The organism is Microcoleus sp. Pol12A5, from assembly GCF_036701435.1.
Lineage (GTDB): Bacteria > Cyanobacteriota > Cyanobacteriia > Cyanobacteriales > Microcoleaceae > Microcoleus.
On record NZ_JAUBQU010000095.1, the window covers coordinates 1 to 24,958 of the forward strand.

20 protein-coding genes and 1 pseudogene are annotated in these 24,958 nt (G+C 46.8%); 12 read left to right on the top strand and 9 right to left on the bottom strand.

Annotation, left to right across the window (positions count from 1 at the left end; genetic code table 11):
- Positions 1-391: 391 nt before the first annotated feature.
- From QUA45_RS21180 to QUA45_RS21195, 4 genes are all read right to left on the bottom strand, one after another.
- Complete coding sequence (locus QUA45_RS21180; protein WP_333222028.1) at positions 392-598, bottom strand: DUF5615 family PIN-like protein; 207 nt, start codon at positions 596-598, stop codon at positions 392-394.
- Complete coding sequence (locus QUA45_RS21185) at positions 591-908, bottom strand: DUF433 domain-containing protein (RefSeq protein WP_194011686.1); 318 nt, start codon at positions 906-908, stop codon at positions 591-593. Before QUA45_RS21185 ends, QUA45_RS21180 begins: the two co-directional genes overlap by 8 nt.
- Positions 909-1,060: 152 nt before the next feature.
- Positions 1,061-1,195 (bottom strand): hypothetical protein, encoded by a 135-nt coding sequence (locus QUA45_RS21190; RefSeq protein WP_333222029.1) that lies wholly within the window; start codon positions 1,193-1,195, stop codon positions 1,061-1,063.
- A gap of 97 nt (positions 1,196-1,292) precedes the next feature.
- Entirely contained in the window at positions 1,293-1,559 is a 267-nt protein-coding gene (locus QUA45_RS21195; RefSeq protein WP_333222030.1) for a type II toxin-antitoxin system HicB family antitoxin, read from the bottom strand.
- A 156-nt stretch (positions 1,560-1,715) separates the two neighbouring features.
- On the opposite strand from QUA45_RS21195, the gene QUA45_RS21200 reads away from it, so the two are divergent.
- The 3 genes from QUA45_RS21200 to QUA45_RS21210 all read left to right on the top strand — a co-directional run bounded on the left by QUA45_RS21200 (position 1,716) and on the right by QUA45_RS21210 (position 7,128).
- Complete coding sequence (locus QUA45_RS21200) at positions 1,716-3,203, top strand: catalase (RefSeq protein WP_333222031.1); 1,488 nt, start codon at positions 1,716-1,718, stop codon at positions 3,201-3,203.
- Between the two features lie 384 nt (positions 3,204-3,587).
- Entirely contained in the window at positions 3,588-4,028 is a 441-nt protein-coding gene (locus tag QUA45_RS21205; RefSeq protein ID WP_333068093.1) for a peroxiredoxin, read from the top strand.
- A 445-nt stretch (positions 4,029-4,473) separates the two neighbouring features.
- Positions 4,474-7,128: a C39 family peptidase gene (locus tag QUA45_RS21210; protein WP_333222032.1), complete on the top strand. Its 2,655-nt coding sequence runs from the start codon at positions 4,474-4,476 to the stop codon at positions 7,126-7,128.
- Positions 7,129-7,224: 96 nt separating this feature from the next.
- Here the strand turns inward: QUA45_RS21210 and QUA45_RS21215 are convergent, their stop codons facing one another.
- Both QUA45_RS21215 and QUA45_RS21220 read right to left on the bottom strand, forming a co-directional pair.
- Positions 7,225-8,112: a PEP-CTERM sorting domain-containing protein gene (locus tag QUA45_RS21215; protein WP_333222033.1), complete on the bottom strand. Its 888-nt coding sequence runs from the start codon at positions 8,110-8,112 to the stop codon at positions 7,225-7,227.
- A gap of 898 nt (positions 8,113-9,010) precedes the next feature.
- On the bottom strand, positions 9,011-9,226 hold the full coding sequence (locus QUA45_RS21220) for a hypothetical protein (protein ID WP_333096100.1): 216 nt from the start codon (positions 9,224-9,226) through the stop codon (positions 9,011-9,013).
- Positions 9,227-9,838: 612 nt separating this feature from the next.
- Between QUA45_RS21220 and QUA45_RS21225 the strand changes: the two are divergent.
- From QUA45_RS21225 to QUA45_RS21265, 9 genes and pseudogenes are all read left to right on the top strand, one after another.
- A pseudogene (locus QUA45_RS21225) lies at positions 9,839-11,377 on the top strand (ferredoxin--nitrite reductase); the annotation flags it as partial.
- A gap of 18 nt (positions 11,378-11,395) precedes the next feature.
- The gene (locus QUA45_RS21230; RefSeq protein WP_333096164.1) at positions 11,396-11,722 is read left to right on the top strand and encodes a 2Fe-2S iron-sulfur cluster-binding protein; all 327 of its coding nucleotides are present in this window, start codon (positions 11,396-11,398) and stop codon (positions 11,720-11,722) included.
- 91 nt (positions 11,723-11,813) lie between these two features.
- Positions 11,814-13,136, top strand: coding sequence for a CmpA/NrtA family ABC transporter substrate-binding protein (locus tag QUA45_RS21235; protein WP_333222034.1), 1,323 nt, complete (start codon positions 11,814-11,816; stop codon positions 13,134-13,136).
- Positions 13,137-13,301: 165 nt separating this feature from the next.
- Complete coding sequence (gene ntrB / locus QUA45_RS21240) at positions 13,302-14,171, top strand: nitrate ABC transporter permease (protein WP_333035909.1); 870 nt, start codon at positions 13,302-13,304, stop codon at positions 14,169-14,171.
- A 160-nt stretch (positions 14,172-14,331) separates the two neighbouring features.
- Positions 14,332-16,356 carry a nitrate ABC transporter ATP-binding protein gene (locus QUA45_RS21245; RefSeq protein ID WP_333096098.1) on the top strand — a complete coding sequence of 675 codons (2,025 nt, stop codon included), beginning with the start codon at positions 14,332-14,334 and terminating at the stop codon, positions 16,354-16,356.
- A 104-nt stretch (positions 16,357-16,460) separates the two neighbouring features.
- A complete protein-coding gene (locus tag QUA45_RS21250; protein ID WP_333222035.1) occupies positions 16,461-18,149 on the top strand; it encodes a nitrate ABC transporter ATP-binding protein in 1,689 nt (562 codons plus the stop codon).
- 373 nt (positions 18,150-18,522) lie between these two features.
- On the top strand, positions 18,523-20,706 hold the full coding sequence (locus QUA45_RS21255; RefSeq protein WP_333096096.1) for a nitrate reductase: 2,184 nt from the start codon (positions 18,523-18,525) through the stop codon (positions 20,704-20,706).
- 636 nt (positions 20,707-21,342) lie between these two features.
- Positions 21,343-21,654, top strand: a complete 312-nt coding sequence (locus tag QUA45_RS21260; RefSeq protein WP_332948676.1) for an RNA recognition motif domain-containing protein — start codon at positions 21,343-21,345, stop codon at positions 21,652-21,654.
- Positions 21,655-22,011: 357 nt separating this feature from the next.
- The gene (locus QUA45_RS21265) at positions 22,012-22,482 is read left to right on the top strand and encodes a phosphate-starvation-inducible PsiE family protein (protein ID WP_333096095.1); all 471 of its coding nucleotides are present in this window, start codon (positions 22,012-22,014) and stop codon (positions 22,480-22,482) included.
- Positions 22,483-22,545: 63 nt separating this feature from the next.
- On the opposite strand, the gene rimM is transcribed toward QUA45_RS21265, so the two are convergent.
- From rimM to QUA45_RS21280, 3 genes are all read right to left on the bottom strand, one after another.
- Positions 22,546-23,187, bottom strand: coding sequence for a ribosome maturation factor RimM (rimM, locus tag QUA45_RS21270; protein ID WP_333096094.1), 642 nt, complete (start codon positions 23,185-23,187; stop codon positions 22,546-22,548).
- A 218-nt stretch (positions 23,188-23,405) separates the two neighbouring features.
- The gene (locus QUA45_RS21275; RefSeq protein ID WP_015179099.1) at positions 23,406-24,038 is read right to left on the bottom strand and encodes a response regulator; all 633 of its coding nucleotides are present in this window, start codon (positions 24,036-24,038) and stop codon (positions 23,406-23,408) included.
- A 95-nt stretch (positions 24,039-24,133) separates the two neighbouring features.
- On the bottom strand, positions 24,134-24,958 hold an 825-nt coding region (locus QUA45_RS21280; protein ID WP_333222036.1), incomplete at its 5' end, for a molybdopterin molybdotransferase MoeA.

A 24,958-nucleotide genomic window follows, 5' to 3' on the forward strand; every position in this document is an offset into this window, starting at 1 on the left:
TGAAAAGGGCTGCACCGGACGGCGCGATCGGCTCTTTTGACAGTGCGATCGGGATAACTAATAGATTTAAACGCTTCGGATGGGATAAAAGTCATTGCGAGAACTTTTGAGTAGCTACTATTTTTATCATCACCTATTTATAGTCAAGAGAGTAGATTTCTCACAAATTTACCTAAATTATGATATAGGCTCAACAGAGTCCCAACTGGCGTATGATTAATACTCAGGCTGCAAGTGCTGATCGTCGCTGGGCGATCGCCTATTTTTACAAATACTCCAAATGATTGTTCATTTCTTCAGCATTCACTACCTCCCAAATTAATACTAATCCTTGCTAAATTTCCCCTATCGATTTACTGGTTTGCGGACAGTAAACAATACCCGCGTGAGACTAACCTGCATGATGCAGTCTTAAAAAATCCGTATCTTGGGTAAAAATTACTCGCTCTTGAGACAAGAAAAATGCTAATTGTTGTTCGTCGGATTGCCCGATCATTCCTTCTTCTGGAGTTGTAGTGACATCAATTCCACGTCTTCGCAATCCATTTCCTATCGCAAGAGTTATATTTTCGCCGAGATGAAATTTTATCTTAGCCATGTTGACGATTTTTTAATTTTTGTTGCAATAGCGATGGGGTTTGAGCTTTCAATTGGCGAGCAAATTCTGCATCTGCTTCGATTGCCGAGCGAATTTCATCTCGACGATCGTGATAATAGGCTAAAGCTGCATAGATATCAGATAAAGTAATACTCGGATAGTGATACAGAATTTCGTCTGGTGACATTCCCATTTGTTCGTGCCAAACAACTATATCCTGAACTCGGATGCGATGTCCGGCGATACGGGGTTTTCCCCCACAGATTCCTGGGGTGATTTCGATATGTTCTTTAATGACGGCGATCGACATGGTAGGGAATTAATATAGGATGTCTCTTCTATTTTAGGACAGGTTAGACGAGTTTGGCTGTAAAAGCCATCTTACGTGATCGCTTTTCTGAGTGGAAAAGATGACTACTCCAAATGTTGAAATAGCCAACCAGGGAGCATATTAATGCGGACTTAACTAATCATCCCCTCAATTTCTGGATCTGTAAACCCAAATTGCCTAAAAATCCGCAACACATAAGCTGGTGACATTTCCCCAGCACCCATATCAATCGGAACAATCCTTTTTTTGCCTTCAATTTCACGCATATACAAACGATGCTCCCCTTTCCCCTATCGGTAAAACTGACATCCGTTTTGTTCTAAAATCTTAATTAATGCTTTAGGTTTTAAAGATGGAAGGTTTTTAGGCATAAACTTTCCTAAGTTCATAAGTGTCTGAGGCTTCTGCATCTTCTAAAGTCAGAAATTCGTGTAATTTATTAATAGAAAGAGGGCTGAGATAAACATCAGATTCTGATTCATATACTTCGGAAAATAACTCAATAGCTTGTTTGAGTTTATCAATAGATTGTTCAGGAGTATTTCCTTGTCCCACCAATCCATTTTCTAAGCACAATGAAACCCAATACTCAGCACTTTTTCTGATAATTACAGTGTAGAAATCAATCATGTTTTATTGGTTAATTAAGTTTAATTGACTCAGCAAATTTTGAAAACACACTTATAATTTAACACCCGATCGCCCATCTGAGAATTACCACCGCAGAAACACATGAACCCCAGAAAGGTATAGAATACTTAGGATGGAGCAATCAATTTACCTACTATGACAGAAGACAAAACATTGACAACCGCTAGCGGAATTCCGGTTGCAGATAACCAGAATTCCTTGACAGCAGGTGAACGCGGGCCTATCCTCATGCAGGATTTTCACCTGATGGAAAAACTGGCTCACTTCAACCGGGAACGCATTCCCGAGCGCGTTGTCCATGCAAAAGGAGCCGCTGCATTTGGCACGTTTACCGTCACCCATGACATTACTCGCTACACCAAAGCTCACCTATTTTCAGAAATTGGCAAACAAACTCAGGTTCTCCTCCGCTTCTCTACCGTAGGCGGAGAACAAGGTTCAGCGGATGCCGAACGTGACCCCAGAGGTTTTTCGATCAAGTTCTACACCGAAGAAGGAAACTGGGATTTAGTAGGGAACAACACGCCTGTTTTCTTCATCCGCGATCCTCTGAAATTCCCTGATTTAATCCACACCCAAAAGCGCCATCCCCAAACGCATCTCAAAGATGCTGACGCAAAGTGGGATTTCTGGTCCTTGAGTCCAGAAGCTTTGCATCAGATAACTATTCTGTTTTCCGATCGCGGTACGCCGAAAAACCACCGCCACATGGACGGTTTTGGCAGCCATACCTTCAGCCTAATTAATGCTCAAGGAGAACGGGTTTGGTGCAAATTCCACTTCAAAACCATGCAAGGTATTGACAATTTCACCGCAGAAGAAGCGATGCGGATCAAAGGCGAAGACCCCGATCATGCGACTCGCGACTTGTTTGAGGCGATCGAGCAAGGTAACTATCCCAAATGGCGGTTTTGCATTCAAGTAATGACCGAGGCCCAAGCCGCAGAATATCGCGAAAGCCCCTTTGACTTGACAAAAGTGTGGAAGCACTCTGAGTTTCCGTTAATTGATGTGGGAATTCTTGAACTCAATCGCAATCCACAAAACTTTTTTGCTGAGGTGGAACAGGCGGCATTTTCTCCTTCTAATGTCGTTACAGGTATTAGCTTCTCTCCAGACAAAGTGCTGCAATCTCGCATCATGTCTTATCCAGATGCTCAACGCTACCGTCTCGGTGCAAACTATCAGCAATTGCCCGTCAATCAACCAAAGTGTCCCGTGATGCACTATCAACGGGATGGCGCCATGGCACCGGGTAATAACGGTGGTAGCGGGCCCAACTACGAACCGAACAGCCACGAAGATGCCCCGAAGCAAAATTCGGTCTATGCTGACCCAGCTTGGGACTTAGGAAATGTCAAAGTCGATCGCTACGATCACCGTAAGGGAAATGACGATTATACCCAAGCAGGAGACCTCTATCGCTTGATGAAACCCGACGCACAGCAGCGGCTTGTCGCTAACATTGTGGAAAGTTTGAGTGCAGCAAAATCGGAGATTCAGATGCGCCAATTGTGCCATTTTTTCCGCGCCGATCCGAATTACGGCCGCCAAGTTGCAGAAGGTTTGGGAATTGCGATCGATCCATCTATGATGGCTGCTGCTCAACCGGTTGGTGTGTAGAATCCGCGAACATTCAATTAGACATCTGCTAAAAAGCAGATGTCTATTCTCACATATTGCACTATTTTCCCTGAACAGGACAAGATGCCTGTTCCACAAGAAAATCTACTCTTTGGGGAACAGGCATCTTGTCCTGTTCAAAAAAGGATTATTGACAGTGGTGCAAGAGCTCAGTATTGAAACTATGCGTGTAATAGGCACTCTTACCCCGCGTCTTAGGTGCAAATTAAATGCAGTAAAGCTTAACGTCATGGAGTTGGGGGCGATTAAGAGCGGGATAGCTTCGCTTCACGCGATTTTTAGCAATTGTCTCTTGAAAAGGCACAGAACCAAGTAAAATAAATTGAGGAACTGCAATAAAAACCAAACAAGAGAAATCAAACTATGACATTACCAATTGGCTGTGCCGCTCCTCAATTTACCGCCAAAGACACCAACGGCAACACCGTCTCCCTGTCCCAATTTGCCGGTAAAACCGTAATCTTGTATTTCTACCCCAAAGATGACACCCCAGGCTGCACCAGACAAGCCCAAAGCTTCAAAGCAGCCCATGAAGAATACAAGGGAAAAGATATAGTAGTTCTCGGTGTCAGCCGAGACAACGAGGAATCGCACAAAAAGTTCACAGAGAAATACGGTTTGCCTTTCCAGCTATTAGCAGATGTTGATGGCACCATTACCAAAGCTTACGATGTCGAGAAAGGCGATTATGCCAAGCGCGTTACTTTTGTCATCGACGGTACCGGCAAAATTATTCAGGTTTATGAAGGAGAAAATCTGAAAGTTGACTCTCACGCCCAAGATATTCTGGTCACCATAGTTTAGTCGCAGTTTAGTCGAAATTTAGCCGCTCGCACTAACACTCCTGCACGCACCAAACGGCTAAAAACCCGGTTTCTTCCTAGATGGCTCGTTGCTATAAGCAATATTCTCCTAGGAACCGGGTTTTTTTCGTAAGTCCTGACTCAGCAAGTGAGGGGTTAAGGGTACAGGGGGAAGCAACTTACTCGAACTAAATTCCTTCCCTCAAAACTTACACCAGAAATCCTCTCAACCAGGCATATATTCGGTTAATACGCTCATTGTACGCCTAAAGTTAGATTTGTGGCGCCACTCCCGCCAATAATTAAAAACTTATGCTGGAAAAGGCATTAACCGCCCGTAGGGTGAATATAGGGGCGATTTTGTCCTAGTTCAGGTCATTGTGTTTAATAAAATCAGAAGTTATCCTTGCTTTAGCTGAATAATGAAGTAGGTAGGGGGATATATAATGACAAGCAGCAACATTATTTTAAGTTACTTAGCCCCGCGAGAAATTGAGGTCAATAGAGCCGCTGTCTTAGTTGGCACTTTTGACAAAAATCTAGTGGCAGCGATTTCAGCAGCAGAAGGCTCAAATGCCCTGAATGTGGGGATAAATCTCTCTAGAGGCATTTGGAACATCAGTTTAGAAAAAGGATTCGATAGCGCCGGAACTCGCACAGTGCAGGTGAGGGCAACTGATAAGACCGGCAAAGTTATCGGCCAACAAACAATTAACATCAAAGTTAATCCTGCTTCTCAGTCACCCGCTCAATTTTTCACGTTAATTACTCTCACAGATACCAAATTTAAAGCCGGAACACTGCCCGCGAGCAATCTCAACGAGCTGCAAAAAGCGGACATACCAGCAGGGAAAATTTATCAAATTACTGACTACGAGTTAGAAGACGGACATCTGAATGTTCAACTAAATAATCCAATTAATCCGGTAGGAAAGTCCGGCTTTTTCTACGAAAAACACGTACTCATCACCAAAGGCGCAAAAATTCTCATATTCGATCGCGCTGAGTTGCCGGTCCCGCCGCCTGGAATGCAGTTACTGTGGGTGATCAAAAAGACCTGGTTAAAGTTCACACCCGTAGATTCTGGAACTTTAGGCTCGACTCAGAAGTTACAATTTAACCTGGGAGAAACTTTCAATCTTCTTGGCTACGCTTGCGTGGAAAACCATTTCCGAGTCGCTTTTGCTCGGGCAGTTCCTAACCTAGGAACTTCGGGATTTCTGTACTGGCAGCACGTCCAAATTTTGCGAGACGGCAGGGGAATTGAGTATGATAGAAATGCAGTTACGATGACAATCATCAAAACGACTGTGTTTAAAAAGCGGCCGATAAATGCCGCTAGCCTGCCACCCCAAGAAAAAACTACCTTGCCGGCGGGAATGATTTACGGAATTGCCGGATTCTCGATCGAACAAAGCCACATTAAAGTCTCGCTGACCGAGAATTTGCCGCAATTTGGCAATACGGGTTTCATTTATCCCGATTTTGTGCAATTCAGCCGCGGTGGCAAATCTTTTAATCCCGCTGTGAATTTAACTTATCAAGGGCCGTCAGAAGTTTTAGTAAATCAGCCGATCGTCCTTCGGGGTACTTTTGATCGGCAACAAGCAGCAAAAATTGACGTGATAGCTGAGGATACATTTCCCCTAACCGTCACTTTAAACCTAGAGACCAGCACTTGGCAAGTTAATTTGTCTAAAGGATTTAGCGTAGCGGGAGCTAGGTGGCTGAGGTTGCGGGCAACTGACAGCAAAGGCAACGTTACTGGCAGCCAAATAATTTACATTACCGTAACTACCGATCCGCTAACTGTCGGACAAGGTTTGACCTTAAAGATAGTTTCTGACACTTTGTTTAAGGTAGCTCCCCTTGATTCTTCCCGGCTCAACAATCAGCAAAAAGTTTTTGTCAAAGCAGGCCAGACGTTGGCAGTTAGCAAATACGGATTTATTGACGGGCATCTCAAGGTGGTTCTGGATTCAGCAATTTGGCCGATCGGCACTTTTGGCTATTTTTATGAACCCGACGTTCAGTTGGCCAAAGGTACTCAAATCCTAAAATTTAACCTGGCTGACGTACCCAATAGCAACGTCAGCGCTCAACTGTTGGTAACTCAAACAACTCAGATTAAAGCTAAGCCCGAAGATTCATCTAAACTGCCTGCCAATCAAGTTGCTGACCTACTTTTAGGCACTACCTATGCCATCACTGGTTATGCCTGCATTTTGGGGCATTTCCGAGTAACTCTCGCCCAACCAATTCCCGGTTTCGGCAATATCGGATTTATTTACTGGCAGGACGTTAAAATTAAAAAAGACGGCAAAGAAGTTCCCTTTGACCCCGATGCTTTGACGATGACAATCCTGCAAGCAACTGTGTTTAAAAAACGGCCGGTAGATTCTGGTAGCCTGAGCATTAGCGAGAAAACTACGCTGCCTTTAGGTCGAGTTTACGGCGTGAACAGCTACGGTGCGGAAGGAGCTCACTTGAAAGTTTCCCTGACTGAAGAACTGCCTAATTTTGGCAATACAGGTTATGTTTTTCCTAGTTTTGTTCAGTTCAAGCGGGGAGATAAAATTTTCGATCCGGTTCCGAACAATGTGGAATTGAACGTGCCGTATTTTTCGCAGCGGGACAATCCGCGTTTTGACTGGTCTACTTGCAACGTAACTTCGATCGCAATGGTGCTTTATTATTACGGCATTCGTTCTCAGTGGGGCGGACAGTTGGAGGATGAGTTGTTGCAGTGGTGTTTCGATTATGCCGGCCAGGGTTCTCAAACGGATCACAGTGTGCTTTCGGCGCTGATTCAAGCCTACGGGTTTAAGACGAGTTTTAGTACGACTCGCACGTGGGCAGAGGTGCGATCGGAATTGCTAAATCGGCGGCCAGTAGTTTTAGCCGGAGATTTTACTGCTGCCGGTCACATTCTTACTGTAATTGGCTACAATTCTCAGGGTTATATCGTGCAAGATCCTTGGGGAAATGCACTCACTGGTTACAGCGATACTGAGGGAAGAAAGTTGATGTATCCCTACAGTTACGTCAATCAAGTTGCTGGGCCAGATGGAAATGTTTGGGCGCATTTTATCTATCCATAATCTACTCTACTGTTGGTAATTTGTGAGGTACTACGGCTATTAGTAAGGTGTGCATAACAGCTATTCGTAAGGTACTGAATGCACACCCTACCTAACTTAGGAAATCTTGCGCTTACTTTTGCGTTTGGCAGCGCCAATACCTAAAAAGCTCAATCCTAGTAAAGTACCAAACCAAGTAGAAGGTTCGGGTACAGCCTCAAACGATCCTTGAATAGCGATCGCATCGTTAGCGCACTCGGCAAAAAAGTTAGCAATATAGTTCCCCGAAGACATTGATGATTTATTGAAACTGAATCCAATTGTTTGAGAACCCACGACATTAAACTGACCGAAATCAAGACCGAGGACACTCAAAGTTGCTGGCGTTAAAAAATTGATTTCTCCTACTTTTGTACCCGTAGCCATTGAGTTGAGAATAGTCAAGTTTCCTGTTTGTTCAAAGTAGGGATCTGTGGCAGCTAAATCGCCCATTGATGGGGTTCCGCCTTGAGATTCCACTACCGTATTGAATTGATTTAAATTGCTAAAGCCAGAGTTAGTTTGGGTGACGTTGTTCGCTGTAACATTTGTGTAAACGCCTGTTGTCGCCACGCCGGAGTCATTGCCTTCGGCAAAGCGGATACCAAACAAGCTGCCGTTTGCGTTAGCTGTATTGAAGTTTTGACCGGAAAAACTGAAGAATAAATCGCCGTAGTTGATGTTGCCTCTTTGAGCTAGTGGGTCGGCATATCCTGCTAAACTTAGATTAGAATTGATGGCGATGAAAGCTGTATCTGATGTTTCTTTAATGGCGATGCCGTAAAATTCAAATTCCCCGCCGCCTATTTGGGGTCCTGTCACGCCGTCGTTGAAGGAATCGATCGCATAATTCCAGCCGTTAGATAGCGTTGCTGCTGTAGCTTTTTGTTGCTGTATTGCGAAAAGGACACAGAAAATAGCCACTGAGTAAGTACAGCGGATGGTGTTTTTAGCAATGGATTTCATAAAATGCTCCCTGGGAATCATTCTTAAATTGTCAAGTCTGCTCGCTCGACTATTTTAAATTTTCAGTCAATCATATATTTCGGCGGAAAATATTAAAATATTGCTAAAAATTTGGTCGGGCGATCGCATTATATCAACTATATTGGTTAAAAAAACTAACCAATGGCAGTAACTAAATACAGGATTTATGCAGGCACAATATAAAGTATGGCTGCATAAGCCTTGTATAGGTGAAAATAAACCAGCTACCAGTTTTAGGCGGTTGAGTGCAGCAATAAACTGTCCGCGATTCAAGATCTAGGCTTTACCGGTCCCTACAAGATATTATTGTTTTTTCCTGCCGCTCGACTTAATTGAGTTTTTATCAATTACCAATGAATTTTGACAAAAAGGGGCATGATGTTGTAGATGCCGATGCCTGCTTCTGTGAATATTTCGATTTTTTGATTAATAATTTTCATAACTTGCGTGTCATCTCCAGCCCTGTTCAATAGACCTACCCAATAATTATTGTGGAACAGGCATCCTGCCTGTTCAAGACAGGGTTTTATGGAGATGTCTAATAATTATAATTACGTGGGTTGGGATGACTTCATTCCTCCAACTCCTCAAATGCCGATCGCGCACAGCAGTTTTAATAATTTTACCATCAGCGTTCCACCCAACAGGCTCTCAATAGAGCGTCAAAACTGTGAATCACCACTTTTTCTGTAAGTGCTGCCCAAAGCGAGAATTGGATAATCAAAAAAATTATACGGCAAGAGCGATCCCACGTTTTTACAACAGCCAATAAACTTCCGGCCCTACATCCGCAGCAGCCATCGTGGGTTCCTTTTAACTCGGGCGGCGGTCTCTGCACTTGCAGCCCTGCATAAATCAATCAAATTTTTAAATGCTGTTAACATATCACCGACAGTTCGTTGACTATCTTGACTCTTCCCTTCACTACAGAACGCAGCAGGCGGTTAATTGAAAGTCTGTATTCCTCGTCGAGAGAGTCGTCCAAAACAGCGGCCATCAAGCCGTAGCGATCGGCTAAAGTCAAACAACCCGTATCGCTAACAGAGGCAAGCATTTCGCAAATAGCGCCGGGAATAAGTTGAACTAAAAGCATGAGACATTCCCTGAATTCGATGCTTATATCATCTCTCGTTCTCCGAAAATTAATAGTGACGCTGGCATAGCACATAATGTGATGTTTTGAGGCCAACTGTGTGACAGCGACCGCTCTAATGTTGTGACGATCTTGTTTTAAGTCTGCGATCGCACTCACAACATTAATCTTAGATATTCCAATTTCCACCTCTTCCGTCGTAAATCTAAAGATTTAGAGAGATTTTTCGGTTTTTTGGGTGTCTTTACCCATTTCCCATGTATAAAACGCATCGGCATTATGCGAAATATTCATAAAACTCAATATTTTGTAAAAATAGCTACGAATATTTACAATCGTGGGCTTTACATTAGCTCATAACAAAGGTGCATCGAAACGCAGCGATCGACCGAATCATCGGTAGCAACTATAACCGTAAATAGTTTGGCGACGTTCGAGCCAGCGCCCAGTCAAGCTCAAGTTTACAGAAGACCAACCATGCTTAAAAGAAATTCCATCTAGTAACTAAATATACAGTTTTAAATCCATACAGTCACTAAGGTTAGCAGGAAACACACACTTTATGCTCCAAGTCAATACCTCCCCACACAAGCCAGCAGCGAGGGTAAACCCATGACCCAAACAGTAGAGCCCAAAGCCCAAGCGAGCCTGAACAAGTTTGAAAAACTCAAAGCCGAAAAAGATGGCTTAGCATTAAAAGCCGAACTCGACCACTTCGCCACAATCGGCTGGGAAGCAATGGACGAAACCGATCGCGAGCACCGCCTCAAATGGCTCGGCATCTTCTTTCGGCCAGTAACTCCCGGCAAATTCATGATGCGGCTGCGCTTGCCCAACGGCATAATTACTAGCAATCAAACCAGAACGCTAGCAGAAATCGTCCAACGCTACGGCGACGACGGCAGCGCCGACATCACCACCAGACAAAACCTGCAATTGCGCGGAATTCGCATTGAAGATGTACCCGACATCTTCCGCCGCCTCAAAGAAGCGGGCATGACCAGCATCCAGTCTGGCATGGACAACGTACGCAACATCACGGGTTCCCCAGTCGCGGGCCTGGACGCCGACGAACTGATAGATACGCGGGAACTGGTGAACCAAGTCCAAGACATGATTACGAACAGCGGCGAAGGCAACCCCGCGTTTTCAAATTTGCCGAGAAAGTTTAATATTGCGATCGCAGGCTGCCGCGACAACTCAGTCCACGCAGAAATCAACGACATCGCCTTCGTACCCGCTTACAAAGATGGCAACATCGGCTTTAACGTTTTAGTCGGCGGTTTCTTCTCTGCCAAACGCTGCGAAGCTGCAATTCCTCTCAACGCATGGGCAAGTCCCAGCGACGTTGTAGATTTGTGCAAAGCAATTTTAACTGTGTTTCGCGATCAAGGCCCGAGAGCAAACCGCCAAAAATCGCGGCTGATGTGGCTGATTGACGAACTCGGAATCGAACAATTCCGAGCCGAAGTCGAACAAGAATTAGGTCGCACTTTGCCCGCCGCCGCGCCCAAAGATGAAATCACCTGGGACAAACGCGACCACATCGGCATCTACCCCCAAAAACAATCAGGGCTCAACTATGTAGGGCTGCACGTTCCAGTCGGACGGCTGCAAGCATCCGATTTGTTCGATTTGGCCCGAATCGCCGAGGTTTACGGCAGCGGCGAGCTCAGGCTCACTGTGGAAGAAAACGTGATTGTTCCCAACGTTCCCGACTCGCGGATTGAATCGCTGGTCAAAGAACCGCTGTTGCAGCGTTTTTCGATCGATCCCGCACCGCTGACGCGAGCCTTGGTTTCCTGCACCGGCGCCAAGTTTTGCAACTTTGCCCTCATCGAAACCAAAAGCCGATCCGTGGCAATGATTGAGGAACTCGAAGCCGAACTGTCAGTTCCCAAACCGGTCAGAATTCACTGGACGGGTTGCCCCAATTCCTGCGGTCAACCCCAAGTAGCAGACATCGGTTTGATGGGAACAAAAGTTCGCAAGAATGGCAAAACCCTCGAAGGTGTAGACATTTACATGGGAGGCACGGTCGGAAAAGACGCTCATTTGGGTACTTGCGTCCAAAAAAGCATCCCTTGCGAAGACCTCAAACCAGTGCTGCATCAATTGTTAGTCGAGCAGTTTGGGGCAGTTCCCAAAGAGATTACAGGGGATGTAGCTGTGCTGAACCGGCAACTGCAACTGACGGTTGACAGGGACGAAACGGCAGTCCCCGCAGCAAAACCTCAGACATCTACTGTCATTTTCGCTCGATCGGGCAAAGAAGTTCCTTGCAGCGAAGATGAGTTCATTCTCGATGTTGCCGAACGGGCCGGAGTCGAACTTGACAGCAATTGTCGGTCCGGAAGCTGTGGCACTTGCCAGCAGAAACTCCTAGAAGGCCAAACAGTCTACGACAGCCAACCCGACGCGGCCCGAGACTTAGAACCAGGGTTCATTTTAGCTTGCAGCGCCCGGGCGATCGGCAAAGTGTCGATCGACGCCTAATCTCACAATGTGAGATGCGATGCGAAGGTCGCGAATCAATCTCACATCTCACATTTCCACGATCTCAAAGTACAACAACAATTCAAGACAAATGAGCAACCTTTCCAGAAGAAAATTCATCATCACCGCTGGAGCAACAGCAGCCGGCACCCTTCTCGCCCACGGTTGCAGTTCCGCTTCCACTTCCACCACCTCTAGCGCAACTCCCAGCGGCGCATCACCCAGCGCCGCACCAGCAGTCAACATCAACCCTGCCGATGCCCCAGAAGTTACCGCAGCCAAACTCGGATTCATCGCCCTCACCGACTCAGCACCCTTAATCATCGCCCAAGAAAAAGGGTTATTTGCCAAGTACGGGATGAAAGACGTACAAGTTACCAAACAAGCATCTTGGCCAGTTACTCGCGACAACTTAGAACTCGGTTCCGAAAAAGGTGGGATTGACGGCGCCCACATCTTATCCCCGATGCCTTACCAAATGACATTAGGCACTATTACCAAAGGCAATCAGCCAGTGCCGATGAACATTGTTGCCCGGTTAAATACTAACGGTCAAGCAATTTCCCTCAGCAAAAAATACCTAGATTTAAAAGTAGGTACTGACAGCAAACCTCTCAAAGAAGCCCTCGCCAATCAAAAAATTGCTATAACTTTTCCCGGTGGCACCCACGACTTGTGGATGCGCTACTGGCTAGCAGCCGGCGGTATTAATCCAGATACAGATGTTTCCGTAATTCCCATACCCCCGCCCCAAATGGTAGCGAACATGAAATCTGGCAGCATGGAAGCCTTTTGCGTAGGCGAACCTTGGAATGCTCAGCTAGTTACTCAAAAGGTAGGATACACCGCGTTAGTAACCGGAGAACTTTGGAAAGACCACCCAGAAAAAGCTTTCGCTTTAAGAGGAGATTGGGTTGAGAAAAACCCCAAAGCTGCTAAAGCAATAACAATGGCCGTACTGGAAGCCCAGCAGTGGTGCGACAAGGCAGAAAATCACGATGAGATGTGCCAAATAATCTCTCAAGATAAGTGGTTAAAAGTGCCAGTAGCAGATATTATCGGTCGCTCTAAGGGTCAAATTGACTACGGTACCGGCCGCATTGAAGCTGCCAGCCCAGTGGCGATGAAATTCTGGGCTGATAATGCTTCTTATCCCTACAAGAGCCATGATACTTGGTTCTTAACTGAAAATATTCGTTGGGGTTATATGCCGGCAACTACCGACATCAAAGCCACGGTTGATAAAGTTAACCGCGAAGATATTTGGAAAGCAGCAGCGACAGCACTTGGCGTTCCCGCCGCCCAAATTCCTACTACCACTTCTCGCGGTGTTGAAACCTTCTTTGACGGCGTAAAGTTTGACCCAGAAAAACCACAAGAATATCTGAATGGTCTGGCAATCAAAAAAGCATAATTAGTTTGTTGACTGTTGACAGTTGACTGTTGACAGTTGACAAATACCTAAAATTGACGGTGTTGGGCCGAGTGAAACGCAGGGTGCGTTCCAGGGTCAAAACCTGCTCAACTCTGTTCAAAGTATCTACAAATAATCGATTATTCACAATACTGCAAAACAAAAATGGCAACAAACCTCGCTGTTACTAAAAGCAAAAATCCAGTAAATTTCGTTCTGGATCAGGTTCAAAAAAACCGCAGAAAAATCATCCGCCCGCTGGTAGCAATTACAGTTCTGCTCATAATCTGGCAAATCCTCTGCCACGATGCCTCATCCACCTTGCCCGGGCCAATCAAAGCTGTCCAAGAAAGCTGGAATCTGATTATCAATCCTTTCTTCGACAACGGCGGTACAGACAAAGGCTTGTTCTGGCAAATTTTGGCTAGCTTGCAGCGGGTGGCGATCGGCTTTACTCTAGCAGCAGTTCTCGGCATCAGTTTGGGAATCCTGATCGGCACAAACTCCTTAATGTTCGATGCTTTAGACCCGCTGTTTCAAGTATTCAGAACTATCCCCCCCCTGGCTTGGCTGCCGATCGCCCTGGCAGTATTTCAACAGTTCAATCCCTTTGAAGGCATGGGGGTAAAAGCTAACGAAGTATCAGCACTATTCGTAATCTTAATTACAGCAATTTGGCCGATTTTAATTAATACCACAGTAGGCGTTCAACAAATACCCCAAGACTACAGAAACGTCGCCCGCGTCTTGCGCCTCCCCAATCAAAAATACTTCTGGAAAATCCTGCTCCCCTCTTCAGTTCCTTACATCTTCACTGGCTTGAGAATTGGTATCGGTTTGTCTTGGCTGGCGATCGTAGCTGCGGAAATGTTAGTCGGCGGCGTCGGCATCGGCTTCTTCATCTGGGACGCTTACAACAGTTCTCGACTCAGCGCAGTTATTCTAGCAGTGCTTTATGTAGGAATTGTTGGCTTAATTTTAGACAGAATCGTTGGTTTCATCGCTTCCAAAGTAGTTCCGGAAGAACAGAAATAGAATTTGGGCATCTGGCATCGGGCATGGGGAATGGGGAATGGGGAATGGTTGCCAACTACAAACTGGTAGAAATTAGTCGTAAATTAATGCCCAATGCCCCATGCCCAATGCCCAATTAATAATCAGCATCTTACAAATTACAAACTAACCTAAAATTACCATGTCAGTATTTGTTGAAGTAGACCACGTTGACCGCGTATTTAACTTGCCCAATGGAGAGCAATACATCGCTCTTAAAAATATCGAACTTAAAATTAAAAAAGGAGAATTCATCACCTTAATCGGACACTCGGGCTGCGGCAAATCTACGCTGCTAAATATCATCGCCGGCCTCGACAAAGCAAGTCAGGGCGGGATTACTTTAGAAGGGCGCGAAGTCCGCGACCCAGGCCCGGATAGAATGGTGGTGTTTCAAAATTACTCGCTGCTACCTTGGCTGACGGTGCGCGAAAATATTGCCCTAGCGGTAGAGGAAATTTACAGCGGTAACTCTAAAGAAGATCGCGAGTTGGTGATCGAACACCACATTAAATTAGTCGGACTCGGACACGCCGCTGACAAACGCCCGGGCGAAATTTCTGGGGGGATGAAACAAAGAGTGGCGATCGCCCGCGCCCTGGCGATTCGCCCAAAATTGCTGTTGCTAGACGAACCCTTCGGCGCCCTCGATGCTTTAACTCGCGGCGGTTTGCAAGACCAGTTGATGAAAATTTGCGAAGAAAGCAAAGTCACCAGCGTGATGGTTACTCACGACGTGGACGAAGCTTTATTACTGAGCGATCGCATTGTAATGCTCACCAACGGCCCGGAAGCGCAAATCGGGCAAATCCTCGAAGTGAACATTCCCCGCCCCCGCAAGCGCATGGAAGTTGTCAACCATCCGAGTTACTACGCGCTGCGTAACGAAATGGTTTACTTCCTCAACCAGCAAAAGCGGGTCAAACAGCGCCGGGCCAAACAACAGCCCGCTGTCATCGCCCGCAACGGCCTGGAAAAAATCAACCTCGACATCGGCTTTATTCCCCTCACCGACTGCGCCCCCTTAGTAGTAGCTAAAGAAAAAGGATTTTTCAAAGCCCACGGCTTGGAAGAAGTTACTCTCAGCCGCGAACCGGGCTGGAAAGCGATCGCCAAAGGAGTCGCCGAAGGACGGCTGGATGCGGCGCAGATGGTCGCAGGAATGCCGATCGGTATGCTGTTGGGGCTCGACGGTGAAGTCCCTGTGCCCGTCTGTAGCGCCCTCACGCTGTCTCGCAACGGCAATTCGATTATTTTCAGCAAAGACCTTTACAAACAAGGCATTCGGACATTAGAGGGTTTCAAAGCCGCGATCGCCAAGAGTCCCGATAAAGTTCACACCTTGGGCATGGTACACTCCGCCTCCATGCACAATCTGCTGTTCCGCTACTGGCTGGCCGCCGGCGGTATCGACCCCGACCTCGACGTGGGCTTGACCGTGATTCCGCCCCCCCAGATGGTAGCGAATTTAAAAGCAGGCAACATTGACGGCTACTGTTCAGGCGACCCCTGGAACTCCCACGCAGTCAACAGCGGTACGGGTTTTGTCATGGCCCGTTCCCTCGATATTTTGCCCGGACACATCGAAAAAGTTCTCGGTGTTACCGAAGATTGGGCTCAGAAATATCCTCAAACCCACCTCGCCCTCGTCAAAGCGCTTTTGGAAGCCTGCGACTACTGCGACGACCGCCGCAACCGCGAAGAAGTCCTAGCATTGATCAGCCAAGAACAATACATCGGCGCCGATCCGAAAGATATCCGTCCGGGGTTCCTCGACCCGTACAACTCCGGTACGGAGGCAGAACCAGAAATGCTCTACAACTTCAACCAGTTCTACGTTGACAAAACCAATTGTCCAGACCGCCTAGAAATGGTGTGGGTGATGGCGCAGATGGCTCGCTGGGGGCTGATCCCGTTCCCGAAAAACTGGGTGGAAGTGGTCGATCGAGTTTTGCGGCCCGATGTTTTCGGTCAAGCAGTGCGCGAATTGGGTTTGCCGGATATCGCCAGAGATCGCCGGACGATCGAGCTATTTGACGGCACTGTGTTTAATCTAGACGACCCGATCCAGTATCTTCAAAATGTCAAAATTAAGCGCGCCCTCCGCATTGAAGAAATTTTAATTGAACAAATAGGCAGTCAATGTTCCATCAAACTGCCAGCATAACCAGCAAATAGGAAGAGGGAATGAGGAGCAAGAAATTAGGAAACAAGACTCCACATTTTCCACTTCCTAACTCCCTAATTTCAAATTCTCAATCGAAAGTTGTCATGTCTAATTCCCCAACCCAAAATCCCCCTCCTGAAAATATGCAAACTCTCAAAACCCCCCAAACAACCACACTTCAAACGCCCAAGCAAGGCTTTCTTACTATTAAAGACGTATCGAAAGTCTACGAAACTCCTAAAGGCCCTTACGTCGTTCTCGACGGTGTAAACCTGACTATTAATGAAGGCGAATTTATTTGTTTGATCGGTCACTCTGGCTGCGGCAAATCAACTTTGCTGAATATGATTGCGGGATTTAACGGGCCGACAAACGGAGAAGTAGCCCTGGAAGGTTCGCAGATTACTGAACCAGGCCCCGATCGCATGGTGGTGTTTCAAAACTACTCGCTGCTACCATGGCTGACTGCTACGGAAAACATTCACCTCGGCGTTGAAAATGTTTACCCGGAAAAGTCCACAGACGAACACAATACGATCGTCAAGGAACACTTGGAATTAGTCGGGCTGACCGAAGCTTGTAACAAAAGACCGGGCCAATTGTCCGGGGGGATGAAACAGCGGGTGGCGATCGCCAGAGCTCTGGCAACTCGTCCCAAACTGTTGATTTTGGACGAACCTTTCGGAGCTCTAGACCCGATTACCAGAGAAGAGTTGCAGGAAGAATTGCTGAAAATTTGGCGGAAGGAAAAAATTACCGTCATTATGATTACTCACGATATTGATGAGGCTTTGTTTTTGGCCGATCGCATCGTGATGATGACCAACGGGCCAGCAGCTTCCATCGGCGAAGATATGCACGTTCCGTTCAGCCGTCCCCGCAACCGGGCGCGGATTATGGAAGACCCGAAATACTACGAACTGCGTAACTTTGCTTTGGAGTTCCTGTTTTCTCGCTACGCGCACCACGAAGAAGGTGAAGCAACGGACTCGGAGACAGAAGCCGTCGCGCTACCGATGCCTTTACCTGCTAGCAAAAAGCCTGCGGTTGCTGACAGGCCGATCGCACCTGCACCTTTTGTGTCTCACGTTGCCGAACCCCCAGAAGCTTCGCCGATCAAACGCGGCCTCCTGGCAGCCTCGTGGTTCGTAGCAATGGTTACTTTAGCTGCCGTCAATATGTCTGTTGTTTCTAGCCAGCTAAAGCAAGCGAAACTAGAAGAAACTGCACCGCAGGCGGCGACTGCGGCGGCGGTTGTGAGTTCACCCCCCAGCCCGCAAATCCCAGCAAGTTCGATCGCACCGACTGCTAGCCCTGCAGCCATCGCTGCTGCAAGTCCTGCAGCCATCGCTGCTGCAAGTCCTGCACCGAATGCCAGCTCTGCAGCCATCGCTGCTGCAAGTCCTGCACCGAATGCCAGCCCTGCAGCCATCGCTGCTGCCACTAACACCGCCGCCGCGCCCAATGCAGCAACCAGTGCCACATCAGAAATTTCTGACCCAGCCGAACTCGATGCGATCGGAAAGCAATTGTATGCACAAATCGACCAAACCTGGAGAACAACTCCGACATTTACTGAAAGCTTGACTTATCGGGTCAAAGTAAAACAAAACGGCGATATCCTACAGTTCGATCCCACAAATAAAGCAGCTAAAGATTTCGTCAAAGAAACTCCTCTGCCTGTTTTGCAAACTCCTGCCGGCGCCACAGCAGGCGCTGAAAAAACTGCTGACTTCCAAGTAACTTTTAGCCCCACCAACGGTGGCGTATTTGAAGTTAAATCAGAGAAATAGCCGACCTAATACTCCCGCACTCAATCTCACATTACTATCAACAACTAGGTCAAAAGTAGTACCTGGGCGCTGTGTGAATTAGGCAATAATTCCTCCTAGCCCCCATTCTGGGGGTGATAAGAGTTAGGTTAAACTTTTCTCAACTAGAGGAAGATTTAGTAGCAGCAAAAAGCTGAATGCAAGCGAGAGCGAGCGCGATTTTTCTTAAGAAAGCGGGTAATTTTAACTCAGGGTATTGTCCGTTTCTAGGAAGCATATATGCGGAAATTTAGTAATGATTGACACGTTATTTGCAGGAGCCCTCAGTTCCGACTATAATGACAAATTACGAATTACCCATTAGCTTTCAAAAATTAGCATCTAAAATCACCAGATGGAAACTATAAAAACTCTTTGCCCTTACTGCGGTGTAGGTTGCGGTCTAGAAGTTGTAGCCGACAAAAAACAAAGTTGGAAAGTCCGGGGCGATCGCAGTCACCCATCGAGCCAGGGCATGGTTTGTATTAAGGGAGCAACCGTAGCAGAGTCGATTCGGAGCGATCGGCTAATGTATCCGATGATGCGAGATAGTCTCGACCAACCCTTCCGCCGCGCTAGCTGGGACGAAGCTCTCAATGCAATTGTTAACCGCATCCAAACAATTCGCAGCACCAGCGGCCCCGATGCTTTGTGCGTTTACGGTTCGGGTCAATTCGCAACAGAAGATTATTATATTGCCCAGAAACTAATGAAAGGTTGTCTGGGGACTAATAATTTTGATGCTAATTCTCGCTTGTGTATGTCTTCAGCAGTCTCTGGATACGTTCAAAGCTTTGGCTCGGACGGGCCGCCTTGCTGTTACGACGATTTAGAATTAACAGATTGCGCTTTTATTATCGGCAGCAATACAGCGGAATGTCATCCGATCGTATTCAATCGATTAGCAAAATACCACAAAAAGCATCCCCATGTCAAAATGATTGTGGTAGATCCAAGGCGGACTCCGACTGCAGAAGCGGCGGATTTGCACTTAGCAATTAAACCAGGTACGGATATAGATTTGCTTAACGGAATTGCATATTTGCTGTTAGGCAGGCAAGCAATAGATGCTGAATTTATTCAAGAATGCACGGCGAATTTTTCAGCTTTTGCTGAGGTTATTAGCAGCTACACGCCGGAGTTTGTAGCCTCGCGCTGCGGCATTACTGTGGGCGAGTTAGAAACGGCGGCCAACTACTGGGAACAGTCGCAGCGGGTTTTGTCGCTGTGGTCGATGGGGATGAATCAGTCGTCGGAAGGCACGGCAAAGGTGCGATCGCTGATTAATTTGCACTTGATGACCGGTCAAATCGGCAAACCGGGATGCGGCCCGTTTTCCCTCACCGGCCAGCCAAACGCGATGGGAGGGCGGGAAGCCGGAGGACTGTCTCACTTGCTCCCAGGCTACCGATTTGTGAAAAATGCCGAACACAGAACCCAAGTCGAGGAGTTTTGGGGAATCGCACCGGGAAGCATTTCCCCGAATCCGGGCCGCACAGCTTGGGAGATGATTACCGGTTTGGAAACTGGCGAAGTCGAGTTGCTGTGGATTGCAGCTACCAATCCGGTGGTGAGTATGCCGGATTTGGAACGCACTAAAGCCGCTTTGCTGCGATCGCCCTTTACTATTTATCAAGAAGCTTACTATCCCACTGAAACCTCGGCCTACGCTCATATCCTGCTGCCGGCAACGCAGTGGAGCGAAAAAACCGGAGTAATGACGAATTCCGAACGCCGGGTGACGCTTTGTCCCGGTTTCGACACTCCCTCCGGGGAAGCCCGCGACGACTGGAGGATTTTCGCCGAGGTGGGACGGCGGTTGGGTTTTGCCGAACACTTTGCTTTCGAGAACAGTGCGGAGGTTTTTACAGAGTACGCCCAGTTGACGCGCGGCCAGCCTTGCGACATGACCGGTCTGAGCCACGAATACATCCGCCAACAAGGCCCCCAGCAGTGGCCTTGCCGGGAAAACGAGGGTGTGCATCCAGCGAACGAAGCGAAACGGCTGTATACTGACAGGCGTTTTCACACTCCTGACGCGCGGGCGAGATTTTCGGCATATCACTCCCGGGGACTGTCAGAACCTCCCGATCCGAATTATCCGTTTGTGTTGACGACAGGGAGAGTTTACGGACACTGGCACACGATGACGCGGACGGGTAGAACAGAGAAAATTAATCAATTGCACCCCGATCCGTTTTTGGAAATTCACCCCCGCGATGCTGCCAAATTGCAGATTAAGGAGGGAGATTTGCTGGAAGTTCGATCGCGCCGCGGTAAGGCGCAGTTTCCAGCAAAAGTCACAAAGGCGATCGCCCCAGGTACGCTATTTGTACCGATGCACTGGGGTTCTCTCTGGGCTGAAGGTGCTGAAGCCAATGCTATGACTCATGCTGCAAGCTGTCCAGATTCCAAACAGCCTGAGTTAAAAGCTTGTGCGGTACAGTTGGTCCTGGTTGGGGCAGACACTGCTGCGGAAGTTGTCGCAGAAGTTGGGGAATTTAATTGGGCAAAATCCACCCTTGCCGTCACTTCTTGAGCTGCCGTCCAACTACGGGATGTTACAAATCACCGAAGAACGAGCCGGAAGCCCCAGGCTTTAGACATCGGGAGGAACGTGGTGGACGTTCGGCGATACGTTTGGGGAGCGCTCAGTCAATCGCGCTCAGTCGAACTATTGGAGATTTACTCCACACATGAATCTGGGTTCTTGAACAAGAGTCTAAAATTTTGCACTCTTCCCGACAGGAGTCCCGGGCTTGTATCCGTTTTTTGGGGTAACAACCTCTCTCGATCGAGCAATTTTGAATCCGGACATACCCTATACATAAATCTTAAATCTCACATCCCAGATCTAAAACCTAAAATCGTTAGGCCATTACGCAGCCTAAAAACTGCGTTTCCCCGGCAGAGCCAGGGAATAAGGAAAATTAAATTTATGTAAATTTATGTATTGTGAGTTTTTCCTTCTTTGATTGGGGGTTTTTGCTTCCGCAGAATGCCTTCTGGCGAATAGCTTCTGCTTTCTTTTTAATTAATCGAGTCAGACAATTGCCGTTTGCACCTCAAGGTGCTATAATGGTTTTACAAGGCTTTATTTTCGGCAGTACAGTTCGTTCGATCGGCGTTCCTCCGGATTTAAATCTCTACACACTCTGATTCTGGAGAATGTTCAATGTCAATCTATGTCGGCAATTTATCCTACGAAGTAACGCAGGAGCACCTCAACCAAACTTTTGGAGAGTACGGTACAGTAAAGCGCGTTCAGTTGCCTGCTGACCGGGAAACAGGTCGGATGCGGGGCTTCGCTTTTGTAGAAATGTCTACTGAAGCCGAAGAAGCCGCAGCCATTGAGGCTCTTGACGGTGCTGAGTGGATGGGTCGCGACCTCAAGGTCAATAAGGCAAAACCCCGCGAAGAACGTGGTTCTTCTAACAGCGGTAACTGGGGTAACAACGATCGCGGTGGCAATTCTCGTCGCTACTAAACCACCCGAGCTAAATTTTTAGCTATATTGTATATTGCGTCGGAGCAAGCTGAGAGTAAACAATCATTCTCTGTGGAGAATAGATAGTTAGTTCAGTGGTCGTACCGCGCCTTAAAAGCCTCAAACTATTGCTAGACAATAGTTTGAGGCTTTTTTATGGCAAAAATTATTAATTAGGAGTTCGAGGGCGTGCGATCGATTCCTAGCTGACCCGAACTATAAAATATAACAGGCAGAGAGAGCCTCCTTCCCCAGTGCCCGGTTCCCGCCGTGCAACTACGCACTCGCAGAGTTTGGCGCTTGCAAAGTGTACCGAACAATGACAAAATCATCAAGAATGATGATTAAATCACTGGTATGCTGAAAAAAATATTTAGGCAAATTTCTAAGTTAGGAAATGAGGAACAATTTCTGCATTTTACAGAAAGTGTAGAAGTAATAATATCGAAAATTTTATCACTCGCGATGATTTGGGTAATTCTCCTCAGCGTTTGCGATTTGCTGATTTTTTTAGGAAAAGAATGGGTAAACCACAGTGATGATTTGTTAAAAGACACGTTGTTTGTCATATTTGGGTTATTTTTAAATGTTTTAATTGCTTTAGAAATATTGGAAAATATTACAGCTTATCTGAAAAAGCACGTAATTCAAGTAGAGCTAGTTATTGTAACTTCCTTGATAGCAGTATCTCGAAAAATCATCATTCTTGACCTGGAAAAGAAAACCGCAGCCGACTTGATTGGTTTGGCGATTGCAATTTTCGCGCTTTCCATCAGTTACTTGATAGTGCGGTCTACAAATAGAGGAAAAGATAATAGTGGACATTAGGAATTGGGGATTGGGAATTGTTAATAACTAATATCATGTCCGGTCGAGCGACCGGACATGATATTATTCCAACAAACCAGGAGGAGGCACAATTTCAATTCTGCCTTGTTCTAAGTCCACAATTGGCACAATCTCTTCCACAAAAGGAATCAATATTTTTGTGGATTTAGGCTCTTTAACGCGAATTTTCCGTGGTTTGCGGGTATTTCTGGGGTCAGCGTTGGCTTTGGGAGTTTCCGGCTGTTTTGGCTTTTCTAATTCTGCGACGGCAGTTTCCGGCGGCGTTAGATTCGTTTCTACTTCTAAAAGGTCGTTACCTGCGGGAATAATATCACTTACCTTGCCTAGGATTTCTCCGGTTAACTGGTTCACAACTTCCATACCGATCAAATCTTGGACGTAAAACTCATCAGGTTCGAGGTAAGGTCGATCGGTCTTTTCAACAAACAACTTACAGCCCCGCAGCGCCTCAGCACCATCGCGGTCCTCGACACCCTCTACCTCTACGGCATACAGCCCTTTACCCGGAATGTAACGACCGCCCAAAAACTCGATCGGCTCCGGTTCACTTTTGTTAGGGTGCAAAATCCACCGCTTCCCCGGTTCGAGAAATCTTTCCGGGAAATCCGAATCCGGATAGACTCGCACTTCCCCGTCCAAGCCTTGAGCTGCTACAATTTTACCGATTTCTATCCACTCAGACATACATTATATCACTCAAATTGCTAGTAATTGATAATTGGAAATTGGAAATTGGAAATTGCTGATTAGTAAGTGGTAATTAGCAATTTGCCACTAAGAATTCTGCCCTCGAAGCTCTTCCCGATCCCCGTTAAGTCCGTCAAACAATTCGTTTCCGAACTACCCTCTTCCATCAACATCCATCCGTTAAATCCGTTAAATCCGTTGCCGAACTTCCTTCTTTACACCAATCCAGTTCTCAGCGCTACAACGGCTGCTTGCACGCGGTCATCCACTGCCAACTTATTCATAATACCGCGAACATGAGTTTTAATAGTATTTGGACTCAAGTAAAGCGCCGCTGCTATCTCCGGATTGCTGTTACCTTCCACCATTAATTTTAAGACCTCCAATTCCCGCTGTGACAACTGACCAAAAGTAGTTGTAGAGGCAGGTATCGGGGGTTTGAGGTGTTCGATGACCGTCCGGGCAATTTGAGGGTCAAGATATGTAGCTCCCTCTGCTGCGGCTGCAATCGCTGCTAACAGCCTATCTACAGAAGCACCTTTAATACAATAAGCATCAGCCCCACTAGAAAGGGCAGCAATAATTTCAGTTTCTGCCGTGTGAGAAGTTAACATTACTACTCGAACTTCTGGCAGTTGTGCTTTAATTTGCTGCGTCGCTGCTATGCCGTCGAGCCGTGGCAAACCGATATCCATCACAATAATATCAGGTTTGAGTTTCAGTGCGGCTGCTACGCCTAAATAGCCATCTTCTGCTTGTCCTACTATTTCTATTTCTGGGGAATCCGCTAAAACTTGCTCTAATCCCAGTTGCATCATCGGATCGTCTTCAACAATTAAAATTTTCATAATACGAATGAAGAAAGAAGAAGGAAGATTACTTAGTTGTTAACATTTTACAGTAACTTATACCGAACCAATAACAAATAACCCATAACAACTAACTAATGACTAACTTTTAAAACCTCTACGAATTCGCCTGGTAAAATCCCGGTTTCCACTGGTGGCAAAACTGCTAAACCACTTGTATTGGCGAGGTTAATTAAGTTCGCTGAATTTTGGCTGCCGCTAGCAGGTTCAAATTCCCAGACTCCGGCAACTAAATGCAGTTTACCCCAAATATAAGTTTCGCGTCGGCCGGGCGATCGCAATTCAGCATTACACCTAGCTTTGACAAACTCCGGCCCCCAAGCATTAGGGGCAAGCCCAGACATCTTTCTCAAAGCAGGCACAACAAAACGCCAACAGCAGACTAAAGCTGAAACCGGATTTCCCGGCAAACCAAAATAGAGACAATCCGAACTCAAACTCGGCGAATCCTGATTTTTTTCACCTCGTTTAAACCCAGCAACCGTTAAAGGTTTACCCGGCTTAATCGCCACAGAACTAACGTGAACTTTTCCTCCCAAATCCCCTAATATTTTCTCAATATAATCGTAGTCTCCTACCGAGACGCCCCCCGTAGAAAGCACCACATCCGCCGTCGCAACAGCCCCGGCTATCGCCTTGTTTAACGCCTCTTCATTATCAGGAACAATGCCCAATCGAATCGGTTCAAATCCCATTTGTGCCAACAAAACTGTCAAAGCATACTGATTCGAGTCTACCAGTTTCCCCGGTGCCAAAGCTTCGTCAGGCGATACCAATTCGTCACCCGTAGAAAAAATTGCCACCCGCAGCCGCCGATACACAGGAACTTGAATGCACTGGGCAGTTGCTAACACCGCCATTTCTGGGGCATTGATAACTGTACCGGGAGTTAGCAAAGT